Below are 21,265 nucleotides of genomic sequence, written 5' to 3'. Positions count from 1 at the left end.
GAGAGTACGCCAAACCTTGGGCGTTTGCGCCAGTTGGAAATACCCTTTCCAGCCCAGCATATAAGATCGTAGTCTTTCCACCACGTCCGACATGCCGCGCCCGCCCGAACGACGGGTCAGCTCGCGGCGGGACTTGCACCCACAGGAGTGCGCCCATGCTGGGCGCACCAAATGAAAACGGCGGCCCGCGGGCCGCCGTAATCGTGCCGGGGCGGCAGCGGGCCGCCCCTCACTTGCTGATCACACCACTTTCTTGACGAACTCCGACTTCAGGCTCATGGCGCCGAAACCGTCGATCTTGCAGTCGATATCGTGGTCGCTGTCCACCAGACGGATGTTCTTGACCTTGGTGCCGACCTTGACGGTGCCGCCGCCGCCCTTCAGTTTCAGGTCCTTGATGACGGTGACGGTGTCGCCATCCTGCAGGATGTTGCCGACGGCGTCGCGGTACACTTTGGCGCCTTCCTCAGCCGCTTCGGCCGCCTGCGCGCTCCACTCGTGCGCGCACTCCGGGCACACGTACTGGCCGCCGTCCTCGTAGGTGTATTCGGAATGGCATTTGGGGCATGGAGGTAAGGCGCTCATCGTATTTTCCTGAAAAATTGGGCAACTGCCGGCAAAAATCAGCATTATACAGCTTCATCACCCAAATTCCCAGCCAACGGCCGCCATCTACGTCAATTTACGTGCAACGCGGAAGCCCACGATGTCGTTCGCCAGCACGGCGGAATAGCCGTTGCGCACGGCCGAACGCAGATAGCGCGGGTTGTACAGCCACGAACCACCGCGCAGCACGCGCCGCACCTGGTCGCCGCCCTGCTCCCAGGCCGTGCCGTCGGCCGGCGCGCCCTGGTAATTATCGTGCACCACGTCCTGCACCCATTCCCACACATTGCCATGCATGTCGAACAAGCCCCAGGGATTGGGGGCGAAGCTGCCGCACTTGGTCGTCCCCTGGCGGAATTCGCCGCGCGGACTGCCGTTGTAGGTGTAATTGCCGTCGTAGTTGGCTTGCTCGGTGCTGATCTCGTCGCCGAACGAGAAAGCGGTTTTGGTGCCGGCCCGGCACGCGTATTCCCATTCCGCCTCGCTGGGCAGCCGGTACACCTGGCCCGTGCGTTCGGACAGCCACTGCACGTAGCGCTGGGCGTCGTTCCAGCTCACGCCGACCACGGGATGCTCGTCCGTCTGCGCGAAACCGGGCTGGCGCCAGTCCGTGTCGGACAGCGATTCCCAGCCCGTGGCGCGCGCGAACTGCTTCCACTGTCCCACCGTGACGGGATAGCGGCCCAGCGCGAACGAATGCTCGATGCCGACCCAGTGCTGCGGCTGCTCCCGCTCCAGCCAGGCTTGCTGGGCGCCGGCCTTGACGGCGGCGGCCCGCTCGTGCTCCGGAGAGCCCATCTGGAACCGGCCGGTGGGGATCAGCACCAGCTCCGGCCCCACGCCGGTGCCGTCGAGGAAGCGGTCGCGCAGCACGCCGCTGGGATCGGCCACCGGACTGCCGGGCGTGGGCAGCTGGGCCGCCAGTTCGGCCGCGTTGCGTTCGGCCTGCTGCTTGCGGTGGCGCTCCTGCTCGGCGCGATAAGCCGCTTCCGCCTTGAGCTGCATGGCCTTACGCTGTTGCTCCTCGCGCGCGGCGCGGGCGGCGGCGGCATCGGCCTCGCGCCGGGCCAGCAACTGCTCGCGCAACTGCTGCTTGCGGATCTTGGCGGCCGCTTCCGCCTCGGCGCGCTGGCGCGCCTCCTGCTCGCGGCGCAGCTTGTCGAGCCGGATCTTCTCCAGCGCGGCGGCGTGGGCGGCCGCCTGCGCCGCGGCCTGCACCTCGGCCTGGCGCTTGGCGGCCAGTTCCGCCTGGCGCTGCTGCTCGGCCAGGCGGGCCTGTTCGGCCTGGGCCGCCAATTCCTTCTGGCGCAGCGCTTCGCGCGCGCGCGCCTGCTCGGCGGCGGCGGCCTGCGCCGCCAGTTCCTCCTCGCTGGGGCCGGCCGCACGGCGCAGCGCGTCCAGCAGTTCGGCCACGCTGGCCGGACGGCGCTCCTGCGCGAACGCGAAGCCGGCCTGCAGCACTTGCCACTGGCGCAGGTTGAGCGCAGCCGGCGCCGACGGATGAAAATCGGCGCTGCGCACGTCATCGAACGGCATGCGCCCTTCCAGCAATTGATAGATCATCACAGCCACGGCGTACACGTCCAGCCGGGGACTGGGCTGGCGCTGATGGGTGCCCGCTTCCGGCGCCCGGTAACCTGCCGTGCCGGCGTTGGGCGCCTGCAAACCGAGGCTGCTGCCGGCGCTGCGCGCGCGCGAGGCGATGCCAAAGTCCAGCAGCTTGATCTCGCCACGCTGGGTCAGGAACACGTTGCCGGGCTTGAGGTCGCGGTGCACCAGCTTGTGCTTGTCCCACGCGTAGTGCAGCGCCTCGCCCACCGGCTGCAGCAGCTGGCACACGCGCTCCAGCGGCAGCGGGCCTTCGTGCGCGAGGATGGCGTCCAGGTCCTGGCCTTCCAGGTATTCCATGATGATGAAATAGCTGGACGTGGCCGGGTCCTGCGCCCATTCGTACACGCGCACGATGTTCTCATGCGCCAGCTTGCGGGCCTGCGTCGCTTCCTCGATCAGCAGCTTGGCATGGGTGGCGCTCTGGGTCAGCTGCGGCGGCAGGATCTTCAGCGCCACCTGGTCGCTGTGCCCCAGTTCGGCGTGCGTGGCCAGGTCCGTGGCCAGCCACACCTGGCCCATGCCGCCCATGCCGATCAACCGTTCCAGCCGGTAGCGGCGGTTCTGCGGACCGATTTCCTGCCCGCTCATCAGGCCCAGCTCCGTACCCTGGCGCGCCAGCACGGGCGCGCCGCTGCCGCCGGGCGGCGCGTACTCGGCGTCCAGGATAGCGTTCTTGCGGCGGTCGAACTCCTGCAGGCTTAACAGGCCGTCCTCGTGCAGCGCGCGCAGTTCGCGAATCTTTTCTCTTGCGGTTTGCATCATTGAAGGTGGTGTTCCTGCTCCGTCACGGTGTCAGCGGCACGCCACATTCGGCGCAGAATTTGTCTTGCGGGGAGTCCAGCCGCGTCGGGTGGCCGTTGCGACAGCAGCGCACCTGCGGCACCGGCGCCACCGCGCCGCCCGCGCCGGCGCGGGCCACGCCCACCCCAAGCTGGCTCTGGGTCGTCAGCGCGACGGCGCTGGCCGCGTTCTGCAGGTTGAGCAAGTCGAGCTGGTGGCGACGGTCCTTGTCCATGTCGGCATCGCGGTGGGCGCGCTCCTCTTGCACCTGTTCACGCGCCAGTCGCATGGCTTCGGCCGGCGAGACGCTGTGCTCAGCGGCCACCACGGCGGCCAGCGACTGGATCTGCTCTGGCGTCATGCCGCCCTGTATCTGCAACTGCATGATGCGCGCCAGGGCTTGCGCATTGGGCGCGGCGGCCGTGGCCACCATGCCCATGTCGCTCAATTTGCCGATCGCCTCCACGTGGGCGATCTCGTGCGCCTGGCGCGCCAGCAGCATGTCGTACTCCCCCTTCCAGCGCGCGAACTTCTCGTCGCGTTCATGGGTCATGGCCTTCAGCTCGCGCTGCCACTGGGCTTCGCGCTCGCGTTCCTGCAGCACCTGGCGCTGTTCTTCGACGGCCAGCTGGTCCAGCATGGCCTGGCGCGCGTTGGCCTGGTTGTTCTGGGCATGCAGTTTGTCCGCCTCGATCGTGCGCAACAGCTTTTCGTGCTGCGCGATGGCGTCCGCCTGCGCGCCGGTGCGGCGCAAGTCCTCGATCTTCTGGCTGATCTCGGCCACCTGCACGGCGTTCGACGCATCCTTGACGGTATCCTCGCGCAGCAGTTCGCGCTGGCGCGCCAGTTGCATCTGGTCTTCCCATTCCTGGATGCGCTCGGCCTCGCGGCGGCGCGCCAGGTTGGCCAGCGCCAGGCCCTGGTGGCGGGCCAGGTGATGCTCCGCTTCCAGCTGCGCTTCGCGCTGCTTGTCCTCCGCCTCGCGCTGGCGCAGACGGGCCAGTTCCGCGCGCCGGCGCGACTCGTCCTCGATCGCCAGCGCCTGCGCGATCTGGTTTTCGATGGCCTGCTGATGCAGCTTGTGCGAGAAGCGCTGCTGCGCCAGCTGCCGCTGTTCGGCCGCTTCCTGCTGGGCGATTTCCAGTTCCGTGCGCATCTTGATCTGGGCCAGTTCGCGCACGTGCTCCCACTCCGCCACGTCGCCGGCACGCACGACGCGGTTCTTCGCCAGCTCGTGCTCCAGTTCCGCCAGCGTGGTACCGGCGCCCTTTTCCAGCGCCACCTTGCGCGTCTTCGATTCCATGATGCGGCCATACAGGTCCACTTCGCGGGCCCGGATGGCCTGCACCCGCTCCGCTTCCTGCAGCGTCAGCTCGGCCTTTTCCACGCTGGCGTCCTGCCGCAGTTCCGCGCGCCGGTACTGGGTGCGCATCTTCTGCTCTTCGCGCCAGATCGCTTGCCACTCCTCGTCGTCGTAGATCTGGTCAAGCTGCTTGACGTGTTCCAGCTGCACGTGGCGCTCGTCGGCCACCAGCCACAGGGTGCCGATGCGTTCGCGGTTATGGTCAAACTTGTCGTGCCGCAGGGCGGCCGTTTCCACGTGCGCCACGGCCAACCCATATTCGGCCAGGCGCAGCTTGAGCGCCGCCTGCAGCCGTTCGTCGAGCTGGGCGCGCAAGTCGGGATTGTGGGCCATGTCGCGCATCGAGCGGGCGCCCACGAATTCAACCGCCAGCTGGCGCACGGAAGGCGCCAGCAGGTCGTGCAGGTGGCGCGTGGTGACGGTGCCCGGCGTGGTCATGAAGTGCTGGGCGAAGGCCGGCACGTTCTCGATACGGATGCCAACCGTGAAGCGGGCAGAGATCTTCAGGTGCTCGGCCGTGTGCAGGTCGTCGAACGCGAATTGCACGGGCAGCGGCGTGCTGCGCGTGATGAGGATTTCCGCGTGCTGGTTGCGCAGCAAATGGTTCAGGCGCGTGAAAAAGCCTTCGATCTCGTACTCGCCCTGCGGCACCTCCGTGGCCTTGTCGGCCTGCAGGATGTAAGCGCGGGCCGTGGCCGGCACGCGCAAGGTCTTGGTGAAAATGCCGGACAAGGCGCGCACGCCGAAATACACGGCCAGTTCGTCGTCGCCCGGTATCCAGCGATTGTCGCGCAACACGGGCTCGTTGCGCGGGGCGCCCAGGGTCAGGCCGCAATCGGCGCAATAGCCCGACTGCTCGTCATTCTTGTGCCCACAGCGCGGGCATTTGACGCCGCCAAAACCAAACATTTGGAACATGCCAGACTCCTTCTTGGGTTCATCCTCCGGAACCACCCCAGCCCGCCAACGATTTTAGCAGGGGCCCACCGGTACTCCTTTTGCGCACGATTCAGATCATGCCAATTCGTTCGATGCAAGCATGGCTGGCGCCGCGCGCGCGCAGCGCGGCGGCGAATCCATCCGGCAACTGCCCCTGCCAGGCGGCCGGCAACAGCACCCGGTCGCCCGCCACGGCTTGCTCTAATATCAACGCCAGCTTGGGTTCCACGCCCTCCACCGTTTCCACCTGCCCCGCGTGCCAGGCGCTGGAACAGCCGGTGGCGATGATGCGCCCGCGCGGCACGTACTCGCGCCCGCGCGCGAGGCGGTCCGCCATCACCAGCGCCAGTTCGTAGGACGCGCCCTGGAAGCGGGGCTGGCCAAAGCGCACCACGCTACGCCAGCGCCCCAGTCCCCGGCCATCGAAATGGCGGGCCCCGGCCAGCGCGCGGCGCACGGCCAGTTGCGTGCCCAGGTCCGCGCCGGGCGCGGCGATCGTATCCTCCTCGTCTGCCCCGCCCTGCGCAAGGGGATGGACGCTCACTTCCACCCAGCCCAGGCTGTCGTTGACACCGCCGCTATGCAGGGGAAACCAGGCCTTGGCGCTGGACACGGCCGCAGCGGGGTCGGGATGGCCAAGCAGGCCGCCCAGGTGGGAAATGGACAGGCAGTCAACATCGGGCGCCAGGTCCGTGCCAGCGCCCACCACCAGCGCGGGAGCAAGGGGCAAATGGTGACGGACGTGCCCGATTGCAAGCGGCACGCCAGCCTGCACCCGGCCCAGGTGCCAGGCGTCCGAGCGGCCGTGTGCCAGTACAGCGCCGCCGCTGTGCCGGTACAGCCCGCGCACCATGCGGTCGGCCAGCACGGCGGCCAGTTCCCAGTCACGCTCGTCCGGCGCCGGCACGGTATCCATGCTGAGCACCACCTGGTCGCGGCTGTCCAAGCGCGCTTCCGTGTGGCGGGCCAGCCGCACCACCTCCTGCATGCGCTCGCAGGTGGCGGGCGCGCCGGCAACGACGCACTTGACGTCGGCCCGGTTGGCGCGCGGACGGCGGCTGGCCGTGATGGCCAGCAGGCGGCCATCGGCCAGCAAGGCCAGGCATTGCGCGGTGGTGGGCAAGGTCATAGTTTGGGCTCCCGGCGCATGGACGGCGCTGGCTGGTCCAGCAGTTCATCCTCGTGGATCGGTTCGTAGGGTGCGCGGCGCAAGGCGAGGTCGTATTCCAGATTGGCGCAGATGCGGCTCGCCTCATCGGACAGTTCGGCCCACTGTACCGGCACGGCAAGTTGCAGCCGGGCCAACAGTGCCCATGCTTCATCCAGCGCGGCCACGGCGGCTGTACTGTTACGGCTGCGGCGCGCTTGCTGGTGCGGTTCCAACGGCTGATCCGGTGCGGCCCATGCCAGGGACGGCATGGTGTCCACGTTCAGTTTGAGCAGTGCGAGCCGGCGCAGCAAGTCTTGCTGGACCTGGAATGGCGCTTGCCCCGCGGGTAAGGCCAGCAAGCGCAAGGCCGTGCTCAGCGCGGGCAACTCCAGGAACAGGCGCCGCAGCGCCCTGGCGTCGCAGACCGCCGGTGGCTGGCCGGCCGATGGCGCCGCATGCCGAGGCGGGGGTGCCTGGCCGGGAGTCGCGTCGGTGCCGCCCGTCGTTGTCAGGTGCGGGGGCACATTCGGACTCACATTCGGAACCGCGTCCGGGGGCAAGTCCGCCGCCGGCATGGGCGCGGCCACGGCGGCCGCCCGCAATGCCCGCTCCGTGAGCATGTCCGCGTAATCGACCTGGTCTCCCAGGTCGACCGGCACGCAATCGTCCACCGTGATGCCCAGGCGCGTGTACAACAATTGGTTCAGACCTGAACGGAAGGCATGCCACTCGTCCAGGGTGGTGCAAGGCGGCAGCTCCAGCGGACCTTGCGCCAGTTCGGCCTGCAGCGCCTGGTCGATGCGGGCGCGCATGTCGTCCACTTCCAGGCTGGCCTCCACCTCGCTGTACAGGAACAAGTCGAAGCGCTGCTGGACCACGCGCGGGTCGGCCGCGTCGATCACGAATCGCAGGCGCAGGCCCAGTTCAGGCGCGGCCGCGAACGGCGTCAAGTCCACGCGATACGGGCCGGGATGGAAACAGAAGACGGTTTCGCCTTCCGCGCAGTTGATCTTACCGGCCACGGCGCGGCGCGCATGGCCGCCTGGATTGAAGATGACGACCCGGCATGCCGCCGGCGCGACATCGCCATCATCGAGACGCCGGGCGATCACGTCCCTGCCCAGCCCATTGGTATCGGCGGGCTGGTGGCGGCGGCGTCGGAACAGGCCCATGCTTCAGGGCGCGGCCGACGGGACCGGCTCGACGGCGAAGCGCGCGCCGTACAGATGAAAATGCGGCGCGGGCGCGGTGGCGAACGGCCAGGACTTTTCACATTCGCCGTCCGCGTCCAGCCGGCCCTGCAGGACGATGGCGCCACCACCGTCCACTACGCGCAACAGGGTCTGCTCGCGCAGCAGGCGCTGCGCGAACGGCGCCTCGGCCGCCAGCTTGAGCACCACTTGCCAGCCCTCGCCATCGGGCAGGAAATGCAGGGCCCAGAATCCATCGTCCGTGCTCAGCATCTCGAGCGCGGCGCCGGTGGCGGCGGCGCGCAGCATGCCGCTGCTGCCGTGCCAGTCGGCGTCGTTGGCGGCGGCGCTGCCGGGCCGGCCATGGCCCGATCGTAGTGCGTTGCCGGCGGCGACACTGGCGGCAGCGTGGGCGGCAAGCTGGCCTGGCGTACCCGCCGCGCGCCTTTCCAGCGCCAGCTGACGGAAGCGGCGCAAAGTCAGCGGCGATTGCTGCAAAGCCGCACGTTCGTTGGGCGTGAGCGCACGGCTGCCATCGAGCGCGGCGAGCAAGGTGGCGTCGGCCAGCATCAGCCGGTCGCCGGGCACGGCCCGCGACAGCAGCAGGCGCTCTCCCAGCCGGTCATCCATTGGTATGGTTTGCATGTCGTTCTCCTTCATTACGTGGCTCCCGTGTAGGCCGCCTGCAACCGGGCGATTGCTTCGTTGCGACGCTTGCGCAACGTGGGCATCGAGATGCCATCCAGCGCGGCCAATTGCTGTAGCGTGGGCAGTTCGCCGGTGGCCGCGTCCAGCCAGGCATCCGGATAACTGTCGTCGCCCGGCCCCAGCAGCTTGTGATACACGGCCAACCGTATCGGCAGCGTCGTATCGTGCAGCACGCGCAGCGTCCAGCTGGACGTATCCTGCGCCGCCCGCGCCACTTCCAGATAGCGGGGGGGCAGGGAAAGCGCGACGGCGATGGACTGTTCGGCGGCCAGGCGCACCGGGTCGTGCGCCAGATCATGTGGCGCCGCCTCCCCTTCCCCGGCCGCCGGTTCGGTCTCGTCGGCCGGCTCGGCGTCGTCCGGCTCCGGCGGGGGCAGGATCAGGTCGACCACGGGGCCGACGCCGTCCTCTCCCTGCGCTTCCCGCTGCTCAGACGCGCTGATCACGCGCCAGTAGTCTTCCAGCCAGGACGCGGCCTCGCCCGCATCCTCCTGCCACGGGTCGGCGCGATCCTGGTTCGATGACAATTCCTCGTAGCCGCCGATTTCGGCCAGCATGGCCGCGATCCGGGCAGGATTGTTCTTGAGGCTGGAGAAGCGCTTGGAGCGCGTGTGCAGCGGTCCCGGCGCGCCCGTGTAGCGCTCCTGCGTTGCGCTCCAGCCGATGATCCATTCCGGCTGGCAGGCCCCGATCTTCATATCCCGAACCGCTAGCGGCAAGGCAGCCGGCGCCCGGTCCAGGATGACGGCCAACCGTTCGCGGTGCGCGTCGACATCGGCAAACAGTTGCGCCAGCTCGTGCCAGGCCGTGTCGAGCATGCGGTAGGTGTAGATTTTATTGGGCGAACAATCGCGGCCCGTGGCCACGATGTAGTTGTCCGCGTCGACCTTGTCGCGCAGGCCAGCGTACATGTCGTTGACCTTCTTGCGCTGGGCCGCTTCGGCCGCCGGATCGGTCCAGGACGGGCCACCGCGCGCATGGTCGGCCACCAGCGCAGCCACGAACGCCTGCCAGTACGAGGGATGGGCGTGCAGTTCGAACGCGAGGCTGAGCGCCAGTTCGCACACGCTGTCGCCGTAGCTGTTGCCACTGGCTTCGGAGCGCGCCAGCCGTTCGCCCGCGCGCAGGCCGGCGGCCAACGTATCGACGTAGGCGTCCAGCAGCGCGTCATGCCGCGCCGGATCGAGCACCAGATGCATGTCCAGCTGCCGGAACGCCTGCAACGAGCAGCGTCCCAGCAGTTTCCGCACCTGCTCCCAGCCATGCTCCTGGTACCGGGTTCCTGGCAAGCGCATACTTTCCTGTCAACTGAAGATGCGCACACCGGGCCGTTGCGGGACGAACGACCGCCGGCGGACGCTACAAAATCATGCCACAAATCGGGCCGCGCCATGCTGCGGGAAACCGGGCTATTTCCCCTTCTGTTCCCCGTTCTGCCTCGCCAGCGTCGCCAGGATGCCGGCCGCCACCGGCGCCGCGTGCTCGCCGCCCGTGGCCTCGGAATGGCTGGCGAAGACGGCCAGCGCCAGGCGGTGCGCCTGTCCCGGCAGGCTGCCCGGCTCCAGCCAGCCGGCGAACCACACAGTGGCCGTGCCATCGCCGCTGGGAGCGGTGCCGGTCTTGCCATACAGGTGGGGCCGCAGCGCGGCCAGCGCCGGGCCGGAGAACGCGCCGGCCGCCGTGCCCACGTCGATCACGCCTTTCATGCCGGCCCGGATGCGGTCCAGCCGTATGTCCAGCGCCTGCGCGGGTGGCACGGCGCCGTCCTTGCCGTCCAGCGCCAGCAGCATGCGCGGCGCGATCACGGCGCCCTGCCCGACCGCGCCCGCCGCCAGCGCCATTTGCAGCGGCGTGGCCTGCATGCGCAAGCCTATCGTCATTTGCCGCAGTTCGTGGCGCGTGTGGATAGGGTCGATATGGGCCGGCGTGGCTTGCAGCGCGTCCCAGGGCTGCCAGTTGAAATCGGGCGGCAGCAAGCCGCCGTCCAGCCGCAAGGGCCGGCCAAATCCCAGCCGGTGCGCGGCGGCCAGGATGGGGCGCACGGGGTCCAGCGCGTCCGCATCCAGCGCCTGCAGGTCCGGCGCGCCACCGTCGGGGCGGCCGAACAGGCTGGCGTCGCTCAACTCGCCCGACCAGGCGAACCAGGTATTGAGGCTGTAGGTCAGCGCCTGCGCCAGTCCCAGGCGCCCATCCTGCGCGCGGCGGTCCAGGCTTTGCTCCTTGTAGTTGGTGATGTGGGCCAGCCGGGTGTTGAAGGGGTAGGTCGCCGCGTCGGTCTGGAAACCGAAGCCGCGCTGCGCCGCCATGCGGTTGATGGCCGCCAGCGGCAGCCCGCCTAGCAAGCTGTCGATCTGCGGATCACGCCTGGCGGCCAGCTCCAGGCCCAAGGCGCTGATGATCTTGAACGTGGAACCGGGACTCTGGTGGGCGCCGCCGTCGTGCTGCAAGGCCGGCAGGCGCAAGGCGCTGCGGGCCGGGTTGGCGCGGTCGAAATCGCGCACCTCGGCCCAGTTGGCCGCGTTGACGGCGCCAGTGCCCGCGCCGGCCGCGGCCAGCAGGTCGCCCGTCTCCGTGTCGAGGATGACGATGCCGGCATGGCGCCCCGGCGGCGCGGCCTGGCCACCGGCACAGCGCCTGCCGTCCCAATGGCCGCGCCGCATGGCCACGCAATCCAGCACCTTCTGGCTCAGCGCCTGCAGCGGCAAGTCCAGCGTGAGCCGGGCCGGGACGGTTGCACCGCCGGTGGCCGGACGGCGGCCCAGCACACCCGCGACGCCACTGGCCTGGGCCCCGTTCACGCCCAGCAGCGTGGCCATGCCCGCGTCCAACGCGGCCTGGGTGGGCGCGCCATCGGCCCATAGCGGCGTGCCGTTGCGGTCCCGCAGCTGAACCGGGACCGGCGCGGCCGGCATGGACGGCGCCCCCCGGCCCGGTCCGGCCAGCGCCTGCCACACCGGCTGGCCATCAACGACGGCCAGGTGCCGGTACTTGCGGTCTTCCGGTGAACTCGCGCGCAACGCCGACACGTCCAGCGCCACACCGCGCGCGCCCGGCGCCAGCTCCAGCGTGACCAGCTGGACGTCGCCGGGCGTCGCGCAACCCCGTCCCGTGCAAGCCGGCAGCAGCCGCGCGCGCGCGCCATTCACTGCCCGCACCTGGCCGATCACCAGCAAGTGCAGCACGTCGCCGGCCGTCGCGGGATGGGGCAATTGGGCTTGCAGCCGTACCACGTCCGCCGACGCGGCCTGCGGCCAGCGCACCACCCGCGTCCACGGCTGCCAACCCTGCGGCAGTTCGGCGAACAGGCCGGCGGCACTGGCGGGCATCTGCGCGCTTTCGGTCAACGGCTGCGCAACGGCGGCGTCGCCGCCCGGCCCCGCCGTAGGCACGGCACTGGCGCGCCAGCGCGCCTCGCCCTCTTGGGCACGCCACGCCAGCAAGCGCCGCTCGTCGTTGTAGATGCGGATCTGCTGCCGCACATAGGCGCCGTCAGCCTGGTAGTACAGGCGCTTGAGCAGCCTGGCCGTGGCCGCGTCGGCCGCCACGCCCTGCCATTGCGCCAATTCGACCGCGCGCATGGGCGCGGGACTGGCCAGCCAGGGCAGGATGTCGCGCGGCGCCGCTTCGAGGTCGCCATCGCCGCGCACGCGCACCAGCCCGCGCGCGCGCAAGCTGTCGAACAGCATTTGATCCTCCAGCGGCGGCGCCGCCGCGTCCGGTACCCGGTAATCGCCAGCTGGCAGCGCCGCGCTCACCGGCCTGCCCCGGGCCGGAAAGCCTGCCACCAACGCACGCGGCTGGGGCGCGGCATCGCCGGATGGCATCCGGTAGAGTTGCACCACCAGCTCGCCGGCCTGTGGGCACAGGACGTTGGCGCGGCGTTCCAGGCGCAGCGCTGCCGCGCCGTTGTCCCAGCTCAGCCAGCCCTGCTCGCGCAGCCCGACCTGGCCATCGCTGCCCTGCTCGACCTGGCCCAAGGTGGCGTCGCTGATCCAGCGGGCTTTGCCACCCACGCTGTGCCAGCGCAGTTGTAGCGGCTCGCTGGACGGTAGCGCGAAATCCGGCCGCAACGGGCCGCTGATCCGAACTTCCGGCATCGGCATGGCGCCGGCTGGCGGCGCCTCCACCAACAGCACGTTATGCAAAGCCGGCGCTTGGCCTTGTTCCTCCAAGCGCCGGACATCGTCGAAGCGCAAGCCGAGGCGCAGCGGGATCATGTGCGCCTCGCCTCCCGCACGCATCTGGCTGCACAGGTCCACGCGCACGGGCGCCGCCGCCCGCATGCCCACCGCCACCAGCGTGGCGCCTTCCGGCTGCAAGGCCAGGCGCACTCCTGGCGTGGCAGGGACCTGGAAGCGCGCGCCCGGCAAGACGGACTGGAACACGGCGGCCACCTGCGCCGTCCCTGCCGCGCCGGCCGTATGCATGGTCGCCGCCGCCAGATGGCGTGCATGACCCGCGATCAGGCCGGCGCCGGCCACGCAGGCCAGCGCACCGCCCGCCGCCAGCGCACGCCGGTAGCGCGGCGCCTGGATGGGCGGCGCCGCGCCAGCGCCAGCCCCGGCGGCGCCTGCCACCAGCCGCAGCGCTGGCGCCGCGCCGCGGTCGCGCCCTGGCCCCGTGCCCCCGGCGCGCAAGTTGGCCTGGCGCCGCCGCGTGCGCCGCCATGCCGTCATGGCTTGCAATAGATAAGTGATCGTGCGCCGCATCTGGCCCTCGCGCTGGCTGTGGAAGGTATGCCATCCACTAGCGGAGGGTGACGGAAAAGGCGCACGCCGCGCCGCACAACTGGTCGCCATTTTTCGCAGTTCGCGCCGCAAATCACGCCGCTCGTCGCAAGCCCATGGCGGCGCCCGGGCCGACTGGATACAGTGATCACATCAACACTCATCCCACCGAAAGGAAGCGCCATGAACATCGTCAAAAACTTCGAAGCCCTGTTTGTCGCCACGCTGGGCCTGGCCTGCGCCGCCAACTACGTGCTCGACAAGCAGGAAGCCCCCGCCCCTGCGCCGGCCGTCGCCACCATCGCGCCACCGCTGGCGCTCAACACGCAGGTGGTGGTGGTCAGCGCCAAACGGCTGACTGCCGACGAGAAGAAGCAATCGCTGCTCGACGAGAACAAGGCCGCCATCGCCGCCGGCCACACTGCGAGCAAGATGTGATGGCCCGCCCCGCGCTTCGCCTGTATCCGCGCCGCTACCCGCAGCGCGCCGCGTGACAGGCGAAGTCCGGCGCCACCCGCGCCAGCGTGGTTTGTGTCAGTTGTAAGCAGTTGCATCATCCATTTTTGTGCCCCGCCCCGCTTGATATAGTTTCCGTATGCCAGATCGCACTACGGAGAACATCATGCTCAAGCCCACTTTTTACGCCGCCGCGATGATCGCCATCAGCGCCGCCGCTTTCCTGCCCACGACCGCTTCAGCCCAAGTGGGCGTCAGCGTCGTGATCGGCAACGCCCCACCCGTGCCACGCTTTGAGAGCATACCCGTGCCGCGCGCTGGCTACGTGTGGGCGCCTGGCTACTGGAACTGGGATGGCTACCGTCACGTGTGGCTCGCTGGCCACTGGGAACCTGAGCGGCGCGGTTACCAATATCGCGGCGCCGTCTGGCTGCGCGATGGCGACGCGTGGCGCCTGGACCCCGGCGGCTGGGTCATGGTACGGCCGGAGGTCGCGGCCTACGACTACGTGACCGTGGCGCCACCGCCCCCTCGCTACGAGTATGTGCCGCGCGCGCGTCCCGGCTATTTCTGGGCGCCCGGCTATTGGGACTGGCGCGGCCACCGGCACGAGTGGGTCGCCGGCGGCTGGGTGGCCGAGCGGCCCGGCTATTTGTACGCCCAGCCGCGCTGGATCGAACGGGAGGGACGCTGGTATCGCGAGGAAGGCCGGTGGGAGCGCCATCATGGCCATGGCCACGGCGACCGCGATCACGACGGCATCCCCAACCGCTACGACCATGACCGCGATGGCGACGGTGTGCCCAACCGCTACGACCGCCATCCCGACAATCCCTATCGCGACTGACGGCGTGACGGGAATGGCGCCGGATCGGTTATGCTGACGCCCTCCACCACAGCCATCATCGCGCATGCACCCAACTGAATTTGAACGACTGGCCGCCGCTGCCTACAAGGGCGAACGGGCGGCCAGCCGCCGCCTGGCCGCGCGCACCGGGATGGCGGAAGTGGACGCGCTGCGCCAGACCTTGATGCAGGCGGCCGGGGTGGCGGGCCTGGACGCACTGCTGGCGGCGCGCACCGAGCTGCGCGCGCTGGAACAGGCGCGGCACGCCGAACGCCTGCAGGCGCGGCAAGCGCGCCTGGCCCTCAAGCGCGCGGCCGGCGCGCCGCCAGCCGGCGCGTGGCGGGCATGGTTCGACGGTTCGGCCCATCCCAATCCGGGCCGGCTGGGCATAGGCGCCCTGCTGTGCGGGCCCGATGGGGAACGGATGGAAATCAGCCGCCAGGCCGGTCACGGCAACAGCGGCGAGGCGGAATACCTGGCCCTGATCGCGCTGCTGGAAGCGGCGCTGCCACTGCGCATGACGCAACTGGTCGTGTACGGCGACAGCAAGGTGGTGATCGATGATGTGACGCTGGTGGCGGCCGCCGGCGCCCGTGGACTGGAAGCGCACCGCGCGCGGGCCGATGCGCTGCTGCGCCAGCTGGCGCAATCGGGCGCCGTCAGCCTGCGCTGGGTGCCGCGCCACCGCAATGGCGAGGCGGACCGGCTGTCGCAGCAAGCCATCGCGGCGTGGACGTGCCAGGTGGCGGACCAGGCGGACGAGGTGAACGGGCGCTGAACGGGCCCGCGCCGCGGGCAATCAGGCCGCGGCGGCGTCCAGCAAGCCCATGTCGGCGCTCGACATCAGCTTGTCGATATCGACCAGGATCAGCATGCGCTCGTCAATGGTGCCCAGGCCGATGATGTAATCGGTGTCGAGGGCAGAGCCGATGTCCGGCGCCGGCTTGAGCTGTTCGGGCGTGAGCGTGGTCACGTCCGACACCCGGTCCACCACCATGCCCACCACACGGTGGCCGATATTGAGGATGATGACGACGGTGAACTGGTCATAGGTGGGCGTGCCCAGCTTGAACTTGATGCGCATGTCCACGATGGGCACGATGATGCCGCGCAGGTTGACCACGCCGCGCACGAATTCGGGCGCATTGGCGATGCGGGTCGGGGTTTCGTAGCTGCGGATCTCGCTGACTTTTTGAATGTCGATGCCGTATTCTTCCTGGCCCAGGGTAAAGGCGAGGTATTCGGCCGCAGGGGACGCCACCTGGGCGTCGCTGGTGATGATAGACATGTCGTTTCCTTGATTGGGGCCGCACGCTGGCAATGCCAAGCATGGGTGACTCTTAAACGGGAGCAATGTTACCGTAAGTCAACGACAATTGCATCATCTAACGCCAAGCGGTTTGCGCGGCGGCAAAACCATGGCAGGCGCCCCCTCCGTCGGCGCCACCGGCGCTCAGCGCTGGGCGCCGCGTTCCGTGGGCACGGCCTGGCGGATGGCCAGCCACGGCTGCACGCCCTGCCGGCCCGAGGCGGCGACCGGCGCGGACGACGCGGCTGGCGTGGATGGCGGCGCCGAACGGGCGCCGCGGCGCTCATCGTCGCCGGCCTCGCGGCCCCGGTGCACGGACGGCGCCTCCTGGCGCCAGCGGACCGGTGACGGCGCCCGTGTGTCCTCGCCGCGCGGCCCCATGACCACATTCTGGGTCGGCGTGTCGTCCAGCGCGTACGCGCCCGTACAGAACAGAACCAGGCTGGCGGCTAACATGGTGCGCATCAACGACTCCCGATGTTGTTATTTGTTGTATTATTTTGCACAACACTATCGGAATTGGCAAGCAAATAATGTTTCTTCTCACCAAAATCCTGCGCTGTGCGCATCCACAACGAATTGCGGCCGCCCCCTATGGCGCGCCGCCGATTCATGCCACAATCCAAGCGACAATCGCAGCGAACAAGCAGACCGTCCGGAATCCTTAATTTGATGAACCCTTACATGAGCAGCTGGCATGCGCGGCTGGTGCGGTTGGCTGCGGCGGCCGTCGATGGTGACGGCGCGCACGACGCCAACCACCTGCACCGGGTCTGGCGCAACGCCTCCTTGCTGCTCGACGACCATCCCGAAGCCGATGGGCTGGTGGTGCTGGCGGCCTGCTACCTGCATGACCTGGTCAACTTGCCCAAGAACGATCCGGAACGCCACCTGGCCTCGCGCCGGGCGGCGCAACTGGCCCGCCAGCAGCTGGCCGGGCTCGATTTTCCGCCGGACAAGCTGGCGGCCGTGGCGAACGCGATCGAGAGTCACAGCTTTTCCGCCGCCATCACGCCTGAGACCATCGAGGCGAACATCGTGCAGGACGCCGACCGCCTGGACGCCCTCGGCGCCGTGGGCCTGGCGCGCCTGTTCTACACGGCCGGGCGCATGGGCGCGGCGCTGGCGCACGCGGCCGATCCCATGGCCTTGGGGCGCGCGCTGGACGACAAGGCCTACGCACTCGACCATATCGACACCAAGCTGGCCACCCTGCCCGGCACCATGCGCACGGCCGCCGGCCAGCGCCTGGGCCAGGCCCGATTAGCCGGACTGCTCGCGTTCCGCGACCAGTTCATCGCCGAGTGGGCCAGCCCGGCCGCCGCCTGACGCGGCGCCGCATCCAATTTGATCACCATGACCACCAACGACGCCACTTCCCCTGTCCCGCCGGTATCGCACACGCCCGCCGGCAACCTCAACTTCATCCTCGTGTGCGTGTTCATCGACATGCTGGGCATCGGCCTGGTGGTGCCCGTGCTGCCCATCCTGGTGGGCGAGTTCGTGCATGGCCGCGCCGACCAGGCATGGTGGTATGGCGCCCTCAGTTCCACGTTCGGCCTGATGCAGTTCATCTTCATGCCCATGCTGGGCGCGCTCAGCGACCGCATCGGCCGCCGCCCGGTGCTGCTCTATTCCATGTCGGGCATGTGCCTCAATTTCCTGGCCACGGCCTGGGCGCCCAACCTGGCCTGCTTGTTCATCGGGCGCGTGGTGGGCGGCATGTCGTCGGCCAGCATGTCGGTGGCCTCGGCCTACGCGTCCGACATCTCGACGCCGGACAACCGCGCCAAGAGCTTCGGCAAGGTGGGCGCCGCGTTCGGGCTCGGTTTCATCTGCGGCCCCATGCTGGGCGGCCTGCTGGGCAGCGTCAACCTGCACCTGCCGTTTTACGTGGCCGCCGCGCTGTCGGCCGCCAATTTCATCTACGGCTACCTGGTGGTGCCGGAATCGCTGCCGCAGGCGCGGCGCCAGTCGTTCAAGCTGGCCAAGGTCAACCCGCTGGCGTCCATCGCCAAGCTGGCCCGGCGCGCCGATATCCGCGGCCTGGTGATCGTCTATTCGCTGGTCACGTTCGCCCAGATGATGCTGCATTCGACGTGGGTGCTGTACACCCATTTCCGCTTCGGCTGGAGCCCGCGCGAGAACGGCATCGCGCTGTTCTGCGTGGGACTGGCGGCGGCCGTGGTGCAGGCCGGCCTGCTGGGCGTGCTGATCCGCCGCCTGGGCGAAGTGCGGCTGTTGCTGCTGGGCCTGGGTTCGGGCTGCATCACCTACATGCTGTATGGCCTGGCCACCGAGGGCTGGATGATGTATGTGTTCATCCTGTGCAACCTGCTGGCGTTCGCGGCCGGCCCTGCGCTGCAGGGCATCATTTCCAAGGCCACGCCGGCGCAGGAACAGGGCGAGCTGATGGGCTCGCTGCAATCGATCAGCAGCCTGGGCATCATCGTCATGCCGCTCCTGGGCAACACCATCGTGGCCAGGGTGAGCGACCTGCCGGCGCGCGATTGGCGCATCGGCACCACCTTCTTCGCCTGCGCCGCCATGCAGGCGCTGGCCATCCTGGTGGCGCGCCGCTATTTCCATTTATCCCGGCTGCGCCAGCAAGCGCAGATGCAGGCCTGAACATGAAACGCTTGCCACCGCTCCCTACACCGCTGCGCGCCGGCCTGGCCTGCTTGCTGGGCTTGCTGGCCGGGGCCGCCAGCGCGGCCGGGGCGCCTTGCTCGCGTACGATCAGCGCGCCCGTTGCGCCCACCGGCGCCAGCGTCATCATCGAAGCGGGCAACGTCAGCGGCATCTATCCGGATCTGTTGCGCAGCATCGGCCCGCGCAATGGCTGCACCATCGTGTTTCCCATCGTGCCGCGCGCGCGCCAGGTGGCCATGTTCGAGGCCGGCAAGGCCGACATGCTGGTGCCCGCCACGCGCACGGCCGCGCGCGACCAGATCGGCATTTTCGTGCCCATGATGGGCCATCGCGCCACGCTGATCTCGCTGGCCAGCGACCGTCCGCCCATCACCAGCGCCAAGGAATTGCTGGAGCGGCGCGAACTGCGGGTGGCCGTGGTGCGCGGCTTCGACCATGGCGAACAGTACACGGCGCTGGTCAAGGAACTGGCCAGGCAGGGGCGCCTGTTCACGGAAGTGGATGTGAGCGCCGTGGCGCGCTTGCTCAACATGGGTGCCGTCGACATGACCATCATGGGGCCGACCATCCTGGCCGGCGCCATCGCCCACGAGCCGCGCGTGAGCGGCATGCTCGACAAGCTGCGGCTGGAGCCGATACCGGAGCTGCCCTGGGGCCAGAGCGGCGCCTACATCTCCCGCCTGTCGCTGACGCCGGAAGACCAGCAGGCGCTGCGCGAACTGCTGGAGCAGGCGGCCAAGTCGGGCGCCGTGATGGAAGGCTTCAAGCGCTACCACCGGCCCGATATCCTGGCCGCCAGCGTGCGGGCGCACTAATGACGGCGGCCATACGCCGCCCACAGTTTGGCAGGATCGCGCGCCTGAAACGGGAACGGCTAGCGCAACAATTTCAGCATGGCGCCCAGTATCGTCGTCTGCACCACTGTCAGACTAATGATCCACATGAGCAGTTCCACCTTGAGTTGTGCCAGTCTGAGATCAAACTTGGCTTCGATGCGTTGCTCCAAGGCCAGCAAATCGTCCTTGGTCGCAAGCCTGTTCGTCACCAGATCCCATATCGCGTGGGCCAGCACGGCCGCCTGCCTGTCGCTGAAGCCTCCTTCCACCAAAGTATCCTTGCATGCCAGTGAATCAAACGTGGTTGTCATTATGCGCCCCTAGCTTGGCAGATACCCTTTAGATCGGCCTCACTGGCCCCAAGTTCCCCGATCGCGCCCACCGTTGGATCGCGCACGACAACTTGACAGACCGCCGCCGAACTGCAACCATACGCGGCATGAAATTGACCCCGATACCTCGTTCGAATGTGAATTGGTGGCGCTGCTGACAGCGAGCGGCCACTGTTTATCCATCGTGAATGATGTTTTTATCAACGCCGCCTCCGCCAGGCGGCGTTTTTATTGGCGCGCCGGACGGGGGTAACGTAAAGGAACCCTGATGAGTCTGCCAGCGAAGTCCACCTCCCCCGCCGTCATCCTGACCGGCGACCGCCCCACCGGCCCCTTGCACCTGGGCCATTACGTGGGCAGCCTGCGTAACCGCGTGACCTACCAGCACGACTACAAGCAGTACATCATGCTGGCCGACTCGCAGGCGCTGACCGACAACATGGACGACACGGGCAAGGTGCACCGCAACGTGGTCGAAGTGGCGCTGGACTACCTGGCCGTGGGCATCGACCCCACCAAGTCCACCATCCTGATCCAGTCGCAGATTCCGGAACTGGCCGAGCTGACCTTTTACTACCTGAACCTGGTGACGGTGGCGCGCCTGGAGCGCAACCCCACGGTGAAGGCCGAAATCGTGCTGCGCGGCTTCGAGCGCGACATTCCGGCCGGCTTCCTCACCTATCCAGCCAGCCAGGCGGCCGACATCACGGCCTTCAAGGCCGCGCTGGTGCCGGTGGGCGAGGACCAGATCCCGATGATCGAGCAAACCAACGAGATCGTGCGCCGCTTCAACCGCATCGCCAACCGCGACATCCTGGTCGAATGCAAGGCCCTGGTGCCGGAGATCGGCCGCCTGCCCGGCATCGACGGCAAGGCCAAGATGAGCAAGTCGCTGGGCAACACCATCAACCTGGGCGCCAGCGCCGCCGAGATCACGGCCGCCGTCAAGAAGGTCTACACCGACCCGCTGCACCTGCGCGTGGAAGACCCCGGCCACCTGGAAGGCAACGTGGCCTTCATCTACCTGGACGCGTTCGATCCGGACCAGGCCGCGCTGGCCGAGATGAAAGCCCACTACGTGCGCGGCGGCCTGGGCGACAGCGTCGTCAAGAAGCGTCTCGAACTGGTGCTGCAGGAAATGCTGGCGCCGATCCGCGCGCGCCGCGAGGAGCTGGCCAAGGACCGCGGCTACATCATGCAAGTGCTGAAGGATGGCACGGCCGCCGCGCGCGAAGTGGCGGCCCGCACGGCCGACGAAGTGAAGGCCGCGCTTGGCCTGAGCTACTTCTAAACAAGGCATGGCGCGAGCACGCGGGCCGCGCCCGGCCGGCCGCCGCCGCGTCAACGGCGGCGTGGCCGGGGGCGCCGGGGGCGCCGCTTATCTGCCGCTGGCCGCGTTCGCCCTGCTCTATCTGGCCGCGACGGTGCTGTGGCGCCTGCCGTCCTGGGTGGCGCTCGTGTATGGCGTGGCCAGCCTGTTGTGCTTCGTCGCCTACGCGCTCGACAAGGCGGCCGCCGTGCGCGGCCGCTGGCGCACGCCGGAACGTACGCTGCTGATACTGGGCCTGGCCTGCGGCTGGCCGGGCGCCATCCTGGCCCAGCAATGGCTGCGGCACAAGTCCGGCAAGCGGACATTCCGTACGCTATTCTGGGGGACCGTGGCGGCCAACGTGGCCGCCTTCACCTGGCTGGCGCGGTGGCAGGCCGCCTGAAGGCCAACCACCGGTCCGGCCAACCATCAACGTAGAAAGAACCCAGG

At 68.7% G+C, this 21,265-nt stretch carries 19 protein-coding genes and 1 pseudogene; 8 read left to right on the top strand and 12 right to left on the bottom strand.

Features of this window, described 5'->3' with window-relative positions; all coding sequences use genetic code 11:
* The 9 genes and pseudogenes from H3H36_RS25405 to H3H36_RS25365 all read right to left on the bottom strand — a co-directional run.
* A pseudogene (locus H3H36_RS25405) lies at positions 1 to 126 on the bottom strand (group II intron maturase-specific domain-containing protein); the annotation flags it as partial.
* A gap of 114 nt (positions 127 to 240) precedes the next feature.
* Positions 241 to 585, bottom strand: a complete 345-nt coding sequence (locus H3H36_RS25400; protein WP_182162336.1) for a zinc ribbon domain-containing protein YjdM — start codon at positions 583 to 585, stop codon at positions 241 to 243.
* A gap of 87 nt (positions 586 to 672) precedes the next feature.
* On the bottom strand, positions 673 to 2,979 hold the full coding sequence (locus H3H36_RS25395) for an SUMF1/EgtB/PvdO family nonheme iron enzyme (protein ID WP_182220839.1): 2,307 nt from the start codon (positions 2,977 to 2,979) through the stop codon (positions 673 to 675).
* A 22-nt stretch (positions 2,980 to 3,001) separates the two neighbouring features.
* On the bottom strand, positions 3,002 to 5,278 hold the full coding sequence (locus H3H36_RS25390) for a hypothetical protein (protein WP_182220838.1): 2,277 nt from the start codon (positions 5,276 to 5,278) through the stop codon (positions 3,002 to 3,004).
* Between the two features lie 91 nt (positions 5,279 to 5,369).
* Positions 5,370 to 6,428 carry a hypothetical protein gene (locus H3H36_RS25385; RefSeq protein WP_182220837.1) on the bottom strand — a complete coding sequence of 353 codons (1,059 nt, stop codon included), beginning with the start codon at positions 6,426 to 6,428 and terminating at the stop codon, positions 5,370 to 5,372.
* Positions 6,425 to 7,621: a hypothetical protein gene (locus H3H36_RS25380; protein WP_182220836.1), complete on the bottom strand. Its 1,197-nt coding sequence runs from the start codon at positions 7,619 to 7,621 to the stop codon at positions 6,425 to 6,427. The genes H3H36_RS25385 and H3H36_RS25380 overlap by 4 nt, the downstream gene beginning before the upstream one ends.
* A 3-nt stretch (positions 7,622 to 7,624) precedes the next feature.
* Positions 7,625 to 8,284, bottom strand: coding sequence for a hypothetical protein (locus H3H36_RS25375; protein WP_229220103.1), 660 nt, complete (start codon positions 8,282 to 8,284; stop codon positions 7,625 to 7,627).
* A 14-nt stretch (positions 8,285 to 8,298) separates the two neighbouring features.
* Positions 8,299 to 9,642: a hypothetical protein gene (locus H3H36_RS25370; RefSeq protein WP_182220834.1), complete on the bottom strand. Its 1,344-nt coding sequence runs from the start codon at positions 9,640 to 9,642 to the stop codon at positions 8,299 to 8,301.
* A 114-nt stretch (positions 9,643 to 9,756) separates the two neighbouring features.
* Entirely contained in the window at positions 9,757 to 13,056 is a 3,300-nt protein-coding gene (locus tag H3H36_RS25365) for a penicillin-binding transpeptidase domain-containing protein (RefSeq protein ID WP_182220833.1), read from the bottom strand.
* 201 nt (positions 13,057 to 13,257) lie between these two features.
* Here H3H36_RS25365 and H3H36_RS25360 point away from each other — a divergent pair, with 201 nt between their 5' ends.
* The 3 genes from H3H36_RS25360 (at position 13,258) to H3H36_RS25350 (ending at position 15,155) form a co-directional block, all read left to right on the top strand.
* Entirely contained in the window at positions 13,258 to 13,512 is a 255-nt protein-coding gene (locus H3H36_RS25360) for a hypothetical protein (RefSeq protein WP_182220832.1), read from the top strand.
* Between the two features lie 184 nt (positions 13,513 to 13,696).
* Positions 13,697 to 14,377, top strand: a complete 681-nt coding sequence (locus H3H36_RS27610) for a thrombospondin type 3 repeat-containing protein (RefSeq protein WP_182220831.1) — start codon at positions 13,697 to 13,699, stop codon at positions 14,375 to 14,377.
* 64 nt (positions 14,378 to 14,441) lie between these two features.
* Positions 14,442 to 15,155: a ribonuclease HI family protein gene (locus H3H36_RS25350; protein ID WP_182220830.1), complete on the top strand. Its 714-nt coding sequence runs from the start codon at positions 14,442 to 14,444 to the stop codon at positions 15,153 to 15,155.
* A 21-nt stretch (positions 15,156 to 15,176) separates the two neighbouring features.
* On the opposite strand, the gene H3H36_RS25345 is transcribed toward H3H36_RS25350, so the two are convergent.
* Positions 15,177 to 15,665 (bottom strand): chemotaxis protein CheW, encoded by a 489-nt coding sequence (locus tag H3H36_RS25345; RefSeq protein WP_182220829.1) that lies wholly within the window; start codon positions 15,663 to 15,665, stop codon positions 15,177 to 15,179.
* A gap of 165 nt (positions 15,666 to 15,830) precedes the next feature.
* Positions 15,831 to 16,151: a hypothetical protein gene (locus H3H36_RS25340; protein ID WP_182220828.1), complete on the bottom strand. Its 321-nt coding sequence runs from the start codon at positions 16,149 to 16,151 to the stop codon at positions 15,831 to 15,833.
* Positions 16,152 to 16,358: 207 nt separating this feature from the next.
* Between H3H36_RS25340 and H3H36_RS25335 the strand changes: the two genes are divergently transcribed.
* From H3H36_RS25335 to H3H36_RS25325, 3 genes are read left to right on the top strand one after another with little or no spacing between them, the layout of a single operon-like run.
* Positions 16,359 to 17,015 (top strand): HD domain-containing protein, encoded by a 657-nt coding sequence (locus tag H3H36_RS25335; protein WP_182220827.1) that lies wholly within the window; start codon positions 16,359 to 16,361, stop codon positions 17,013 to 17,015.
* Between the two features lie 27 nt (positions 17,016 to 17,042).
* Positions 17,043 to 18,314: an MFS transporter gene (locus tag H3H36_RS25330; protein WP_182220826.1), complete on the top strand. Its 1,272-nt coding sequence runs from the start codon at positions 17,043 to 17,045 to the stop codon at positions 18,312 to 18,314.
* Between the two features lie 2 nt (positions 18,315 to 18,316).
* Positions 18,317 to 19,153: a substrate-binding periplasmic protein gene (locus H3H36_RS25325; protein ID WP_182220825.1), complete on the top strand. Its 837-nt coding sequence runs from the start codon at positions 18,317 to 18,319 to the stop codon at positions 19,151 to 19,153.
* A 59-nt stretch (positions 19,154 to 19,212) separates the two neighbouring features.
* Here the strand turns inward: H3H36_RS25325 and H3H36_RS25320 are convergent, their stop codons facing one another.
* Positions 19,213 to 19,485: a hypothetical protein gene (locus tag H3H36_RS25320; protein WP_182220824.1), complete on the bottom strand. Its 273-nt coding sequence runs from the start codon at positions 19,483 to 19,485 to the stop codon at positions 19,213 to 19,215.
* A 289-nt stretch (positions 19,486 to 19,774) separates the two neighbouring features.
* Here H3H36_RS25320 and trpS point away from each other — a divergent pair, with 289 nt between their 5' ends.
* Positions 19,775 to 20,797, top strand: coding sequence for a tryptophan--tRNA ligase (gene trpS / locus H3H36_RS25315; RefSeq protein WP_182220823.1), 1,023 nt, complete (start codon positions 19,775 to 19,777; stop codon positions 20,795 to 20,797).
* A 7-nt stretch (positions 20,798 to 20,804) separates the two neighbouring features.
* Positions 20,805 to 21,218, top strand: coding sequence for a DUF1294 domain-containing protein (locus H3H36_RS25310; protein WP_182220822.1), 414 nt, complete (start codon positions 20,805 to 20,807; stop codon positions 21,216 to 21,218).
* Positions 21,219 to 21,265: the final 47 nt, after the last annotated feature.

The organism is Rugamonas fusca, from assembly GCF_014042365.1.
Classification (GTDB): Bacteria; Pseudomonadota; Gammaproteobacteria; order Burkholderiales; family Burkholderiaceae_D; genus Rugamonas; species Rugamonas fusca.
The sequence above is the reverse complement of the archived record's forward strand: the minus strand, read 5'-3'. Positions and strand labels throughout refer to the sequence as shown.

Excerpts from the sequence above, each read along its gene's own strand:
- H3H36_RS25400 (WP_182162336.1), bottom strand. The coding sequence starts at position 585 with ATGAGCGCCTTACCTCCATGCCCCAAATGCCATTCCGAATACACCTAC.
- H3H36_RS25395 (WP_182220839.1), bottom strand. The coding sequence starts at position 2,979 with ATGATGCAAACCGCAAGAGAAAAGATTCGCGAACTGCGCGCGCTGCAC.
- H3H36_RS25390 (WP_182220838.1), bottom strand. The coding sequence starts at position 5,278 with ATGTTCCAAATGTTTGGTTTTGGCGGCGTCAAATGCCCGCGCTGTGGG.
- H3H36_RS25385 (WP_182220837.1), bottom strand. The coding sequence starts at position 6,428 with ATGACCTTGCCCACCACCGCGCAATGCCTGGCCTTGCTGGCCGATGGC.
- H3H36_RS25380 (WP_182220836.1), bottom strand. The coding sequence starts at position 7,621 with ATGGGCCTGTTCCGACGCCGCCGCCACCAGCCCGCCGATACCAATGGG.
- H3H36_RS25375 (WP_229220103.1), bottom strand. The coding sequence starts at position 8,284 with ATGCAAACCATACCAATGGATGACCGGCTGGGAGAGCGCCTGCTGCTG.
- H3H36_RS25370 (WP_182220834.1), bottom strand. The coding sequence starts at position 9,642 with ATGCGCTTGCCAGGAACCCGGTACCAGGAGCATGGCTGGGAGCAGGTG.
- H3H36_RS25365 (WP_182220833.1), bottom strand. The coding sequence starts at position 13,056 with ATGCGGCGCACGATCACTTATCTATTGCAAGCCATGACGGCATGGCGG.
- H3H36_RS25360 (WP_182220832.1), top strand. The coding sequence starts at position 13,258 with ATGAACATCGTCAAAAACTTCGAAGCCCTGTTTGTCGCCACGCTGGGC.
- H3H36_RS27610 (WP_182220831.1), top strand. The coding sequence starts at position 13,697 with ATGCTCAAGCCCACTTTTTACGCCGCCGCGATGATCGCCATCAGCGCC.
- H3H36_RS25350 (WP_182220830.1), top strand. The coding sequence starts at position 14,442 with ATGCACCCAACTGAATTTGAACGACTGGCCGCCGCTGCCTACAAGGGC.
- H3H36_RS25345 (WP_182220829.1), bottom strand. The coding sequence starts at position 15,665 with ATGTCTATCATCACCAGCGACGCCCAGGTGGCGTCCCCTGCGGCCGAA.
- H3H36_RS25340 (WP_182220828.1), bottom strand. The coding sequence starts at position 16,151 with ATGCGCACCATGTTAGCCGCCAGCCTGGTTCTGTTCTGTACGGGCGCG.
- H3H36_RS25335 (WP_182220827.1), top strand. The coding sequence starts at position 16,359 with ATGAACCCTTACATGAGCAGCTGGCATGCGCGGCTGGTGCGGTTGGCT.
- H3H36_RS25330 (WP_182220826.1), top strand. The coding sequence starts at position 17,043 with ATGACCACCAACGACGCCACTTCCCCTGTCCCGCCGGTATCGCACACG.
- H3H36_RS25325 (WP_182220825.1), top strand. The coding sequence starts at position 18,317 with ATGAAACGCTTGCCACCGCTCCCTACACCGCTGCGCGCCGGCCTGGCC.
- H3H36_RS25320 (WP_182220824.1), bottom strand. The coding sequence starts at position 19,485 with ATGACAACCACGTTTGATTCACTGGCATGCAAGGATACTTTGGTGGAA.
- trpS (WP_182220823.1), top strand. The coding sequence starts at position 19,775 with ATGAGTCTGCCAGCGAAGTCCACCTCCCCCGCCGTCATCCTGACCGGC.
- H3H36_RS25310 (WP_182220822.1), top strand. The coding sequence starts at position 20,805 with ATGGCGCGAGCACGCGGGCCGCGCCCGGCCGGCCGCCGCCGCGTCAAC.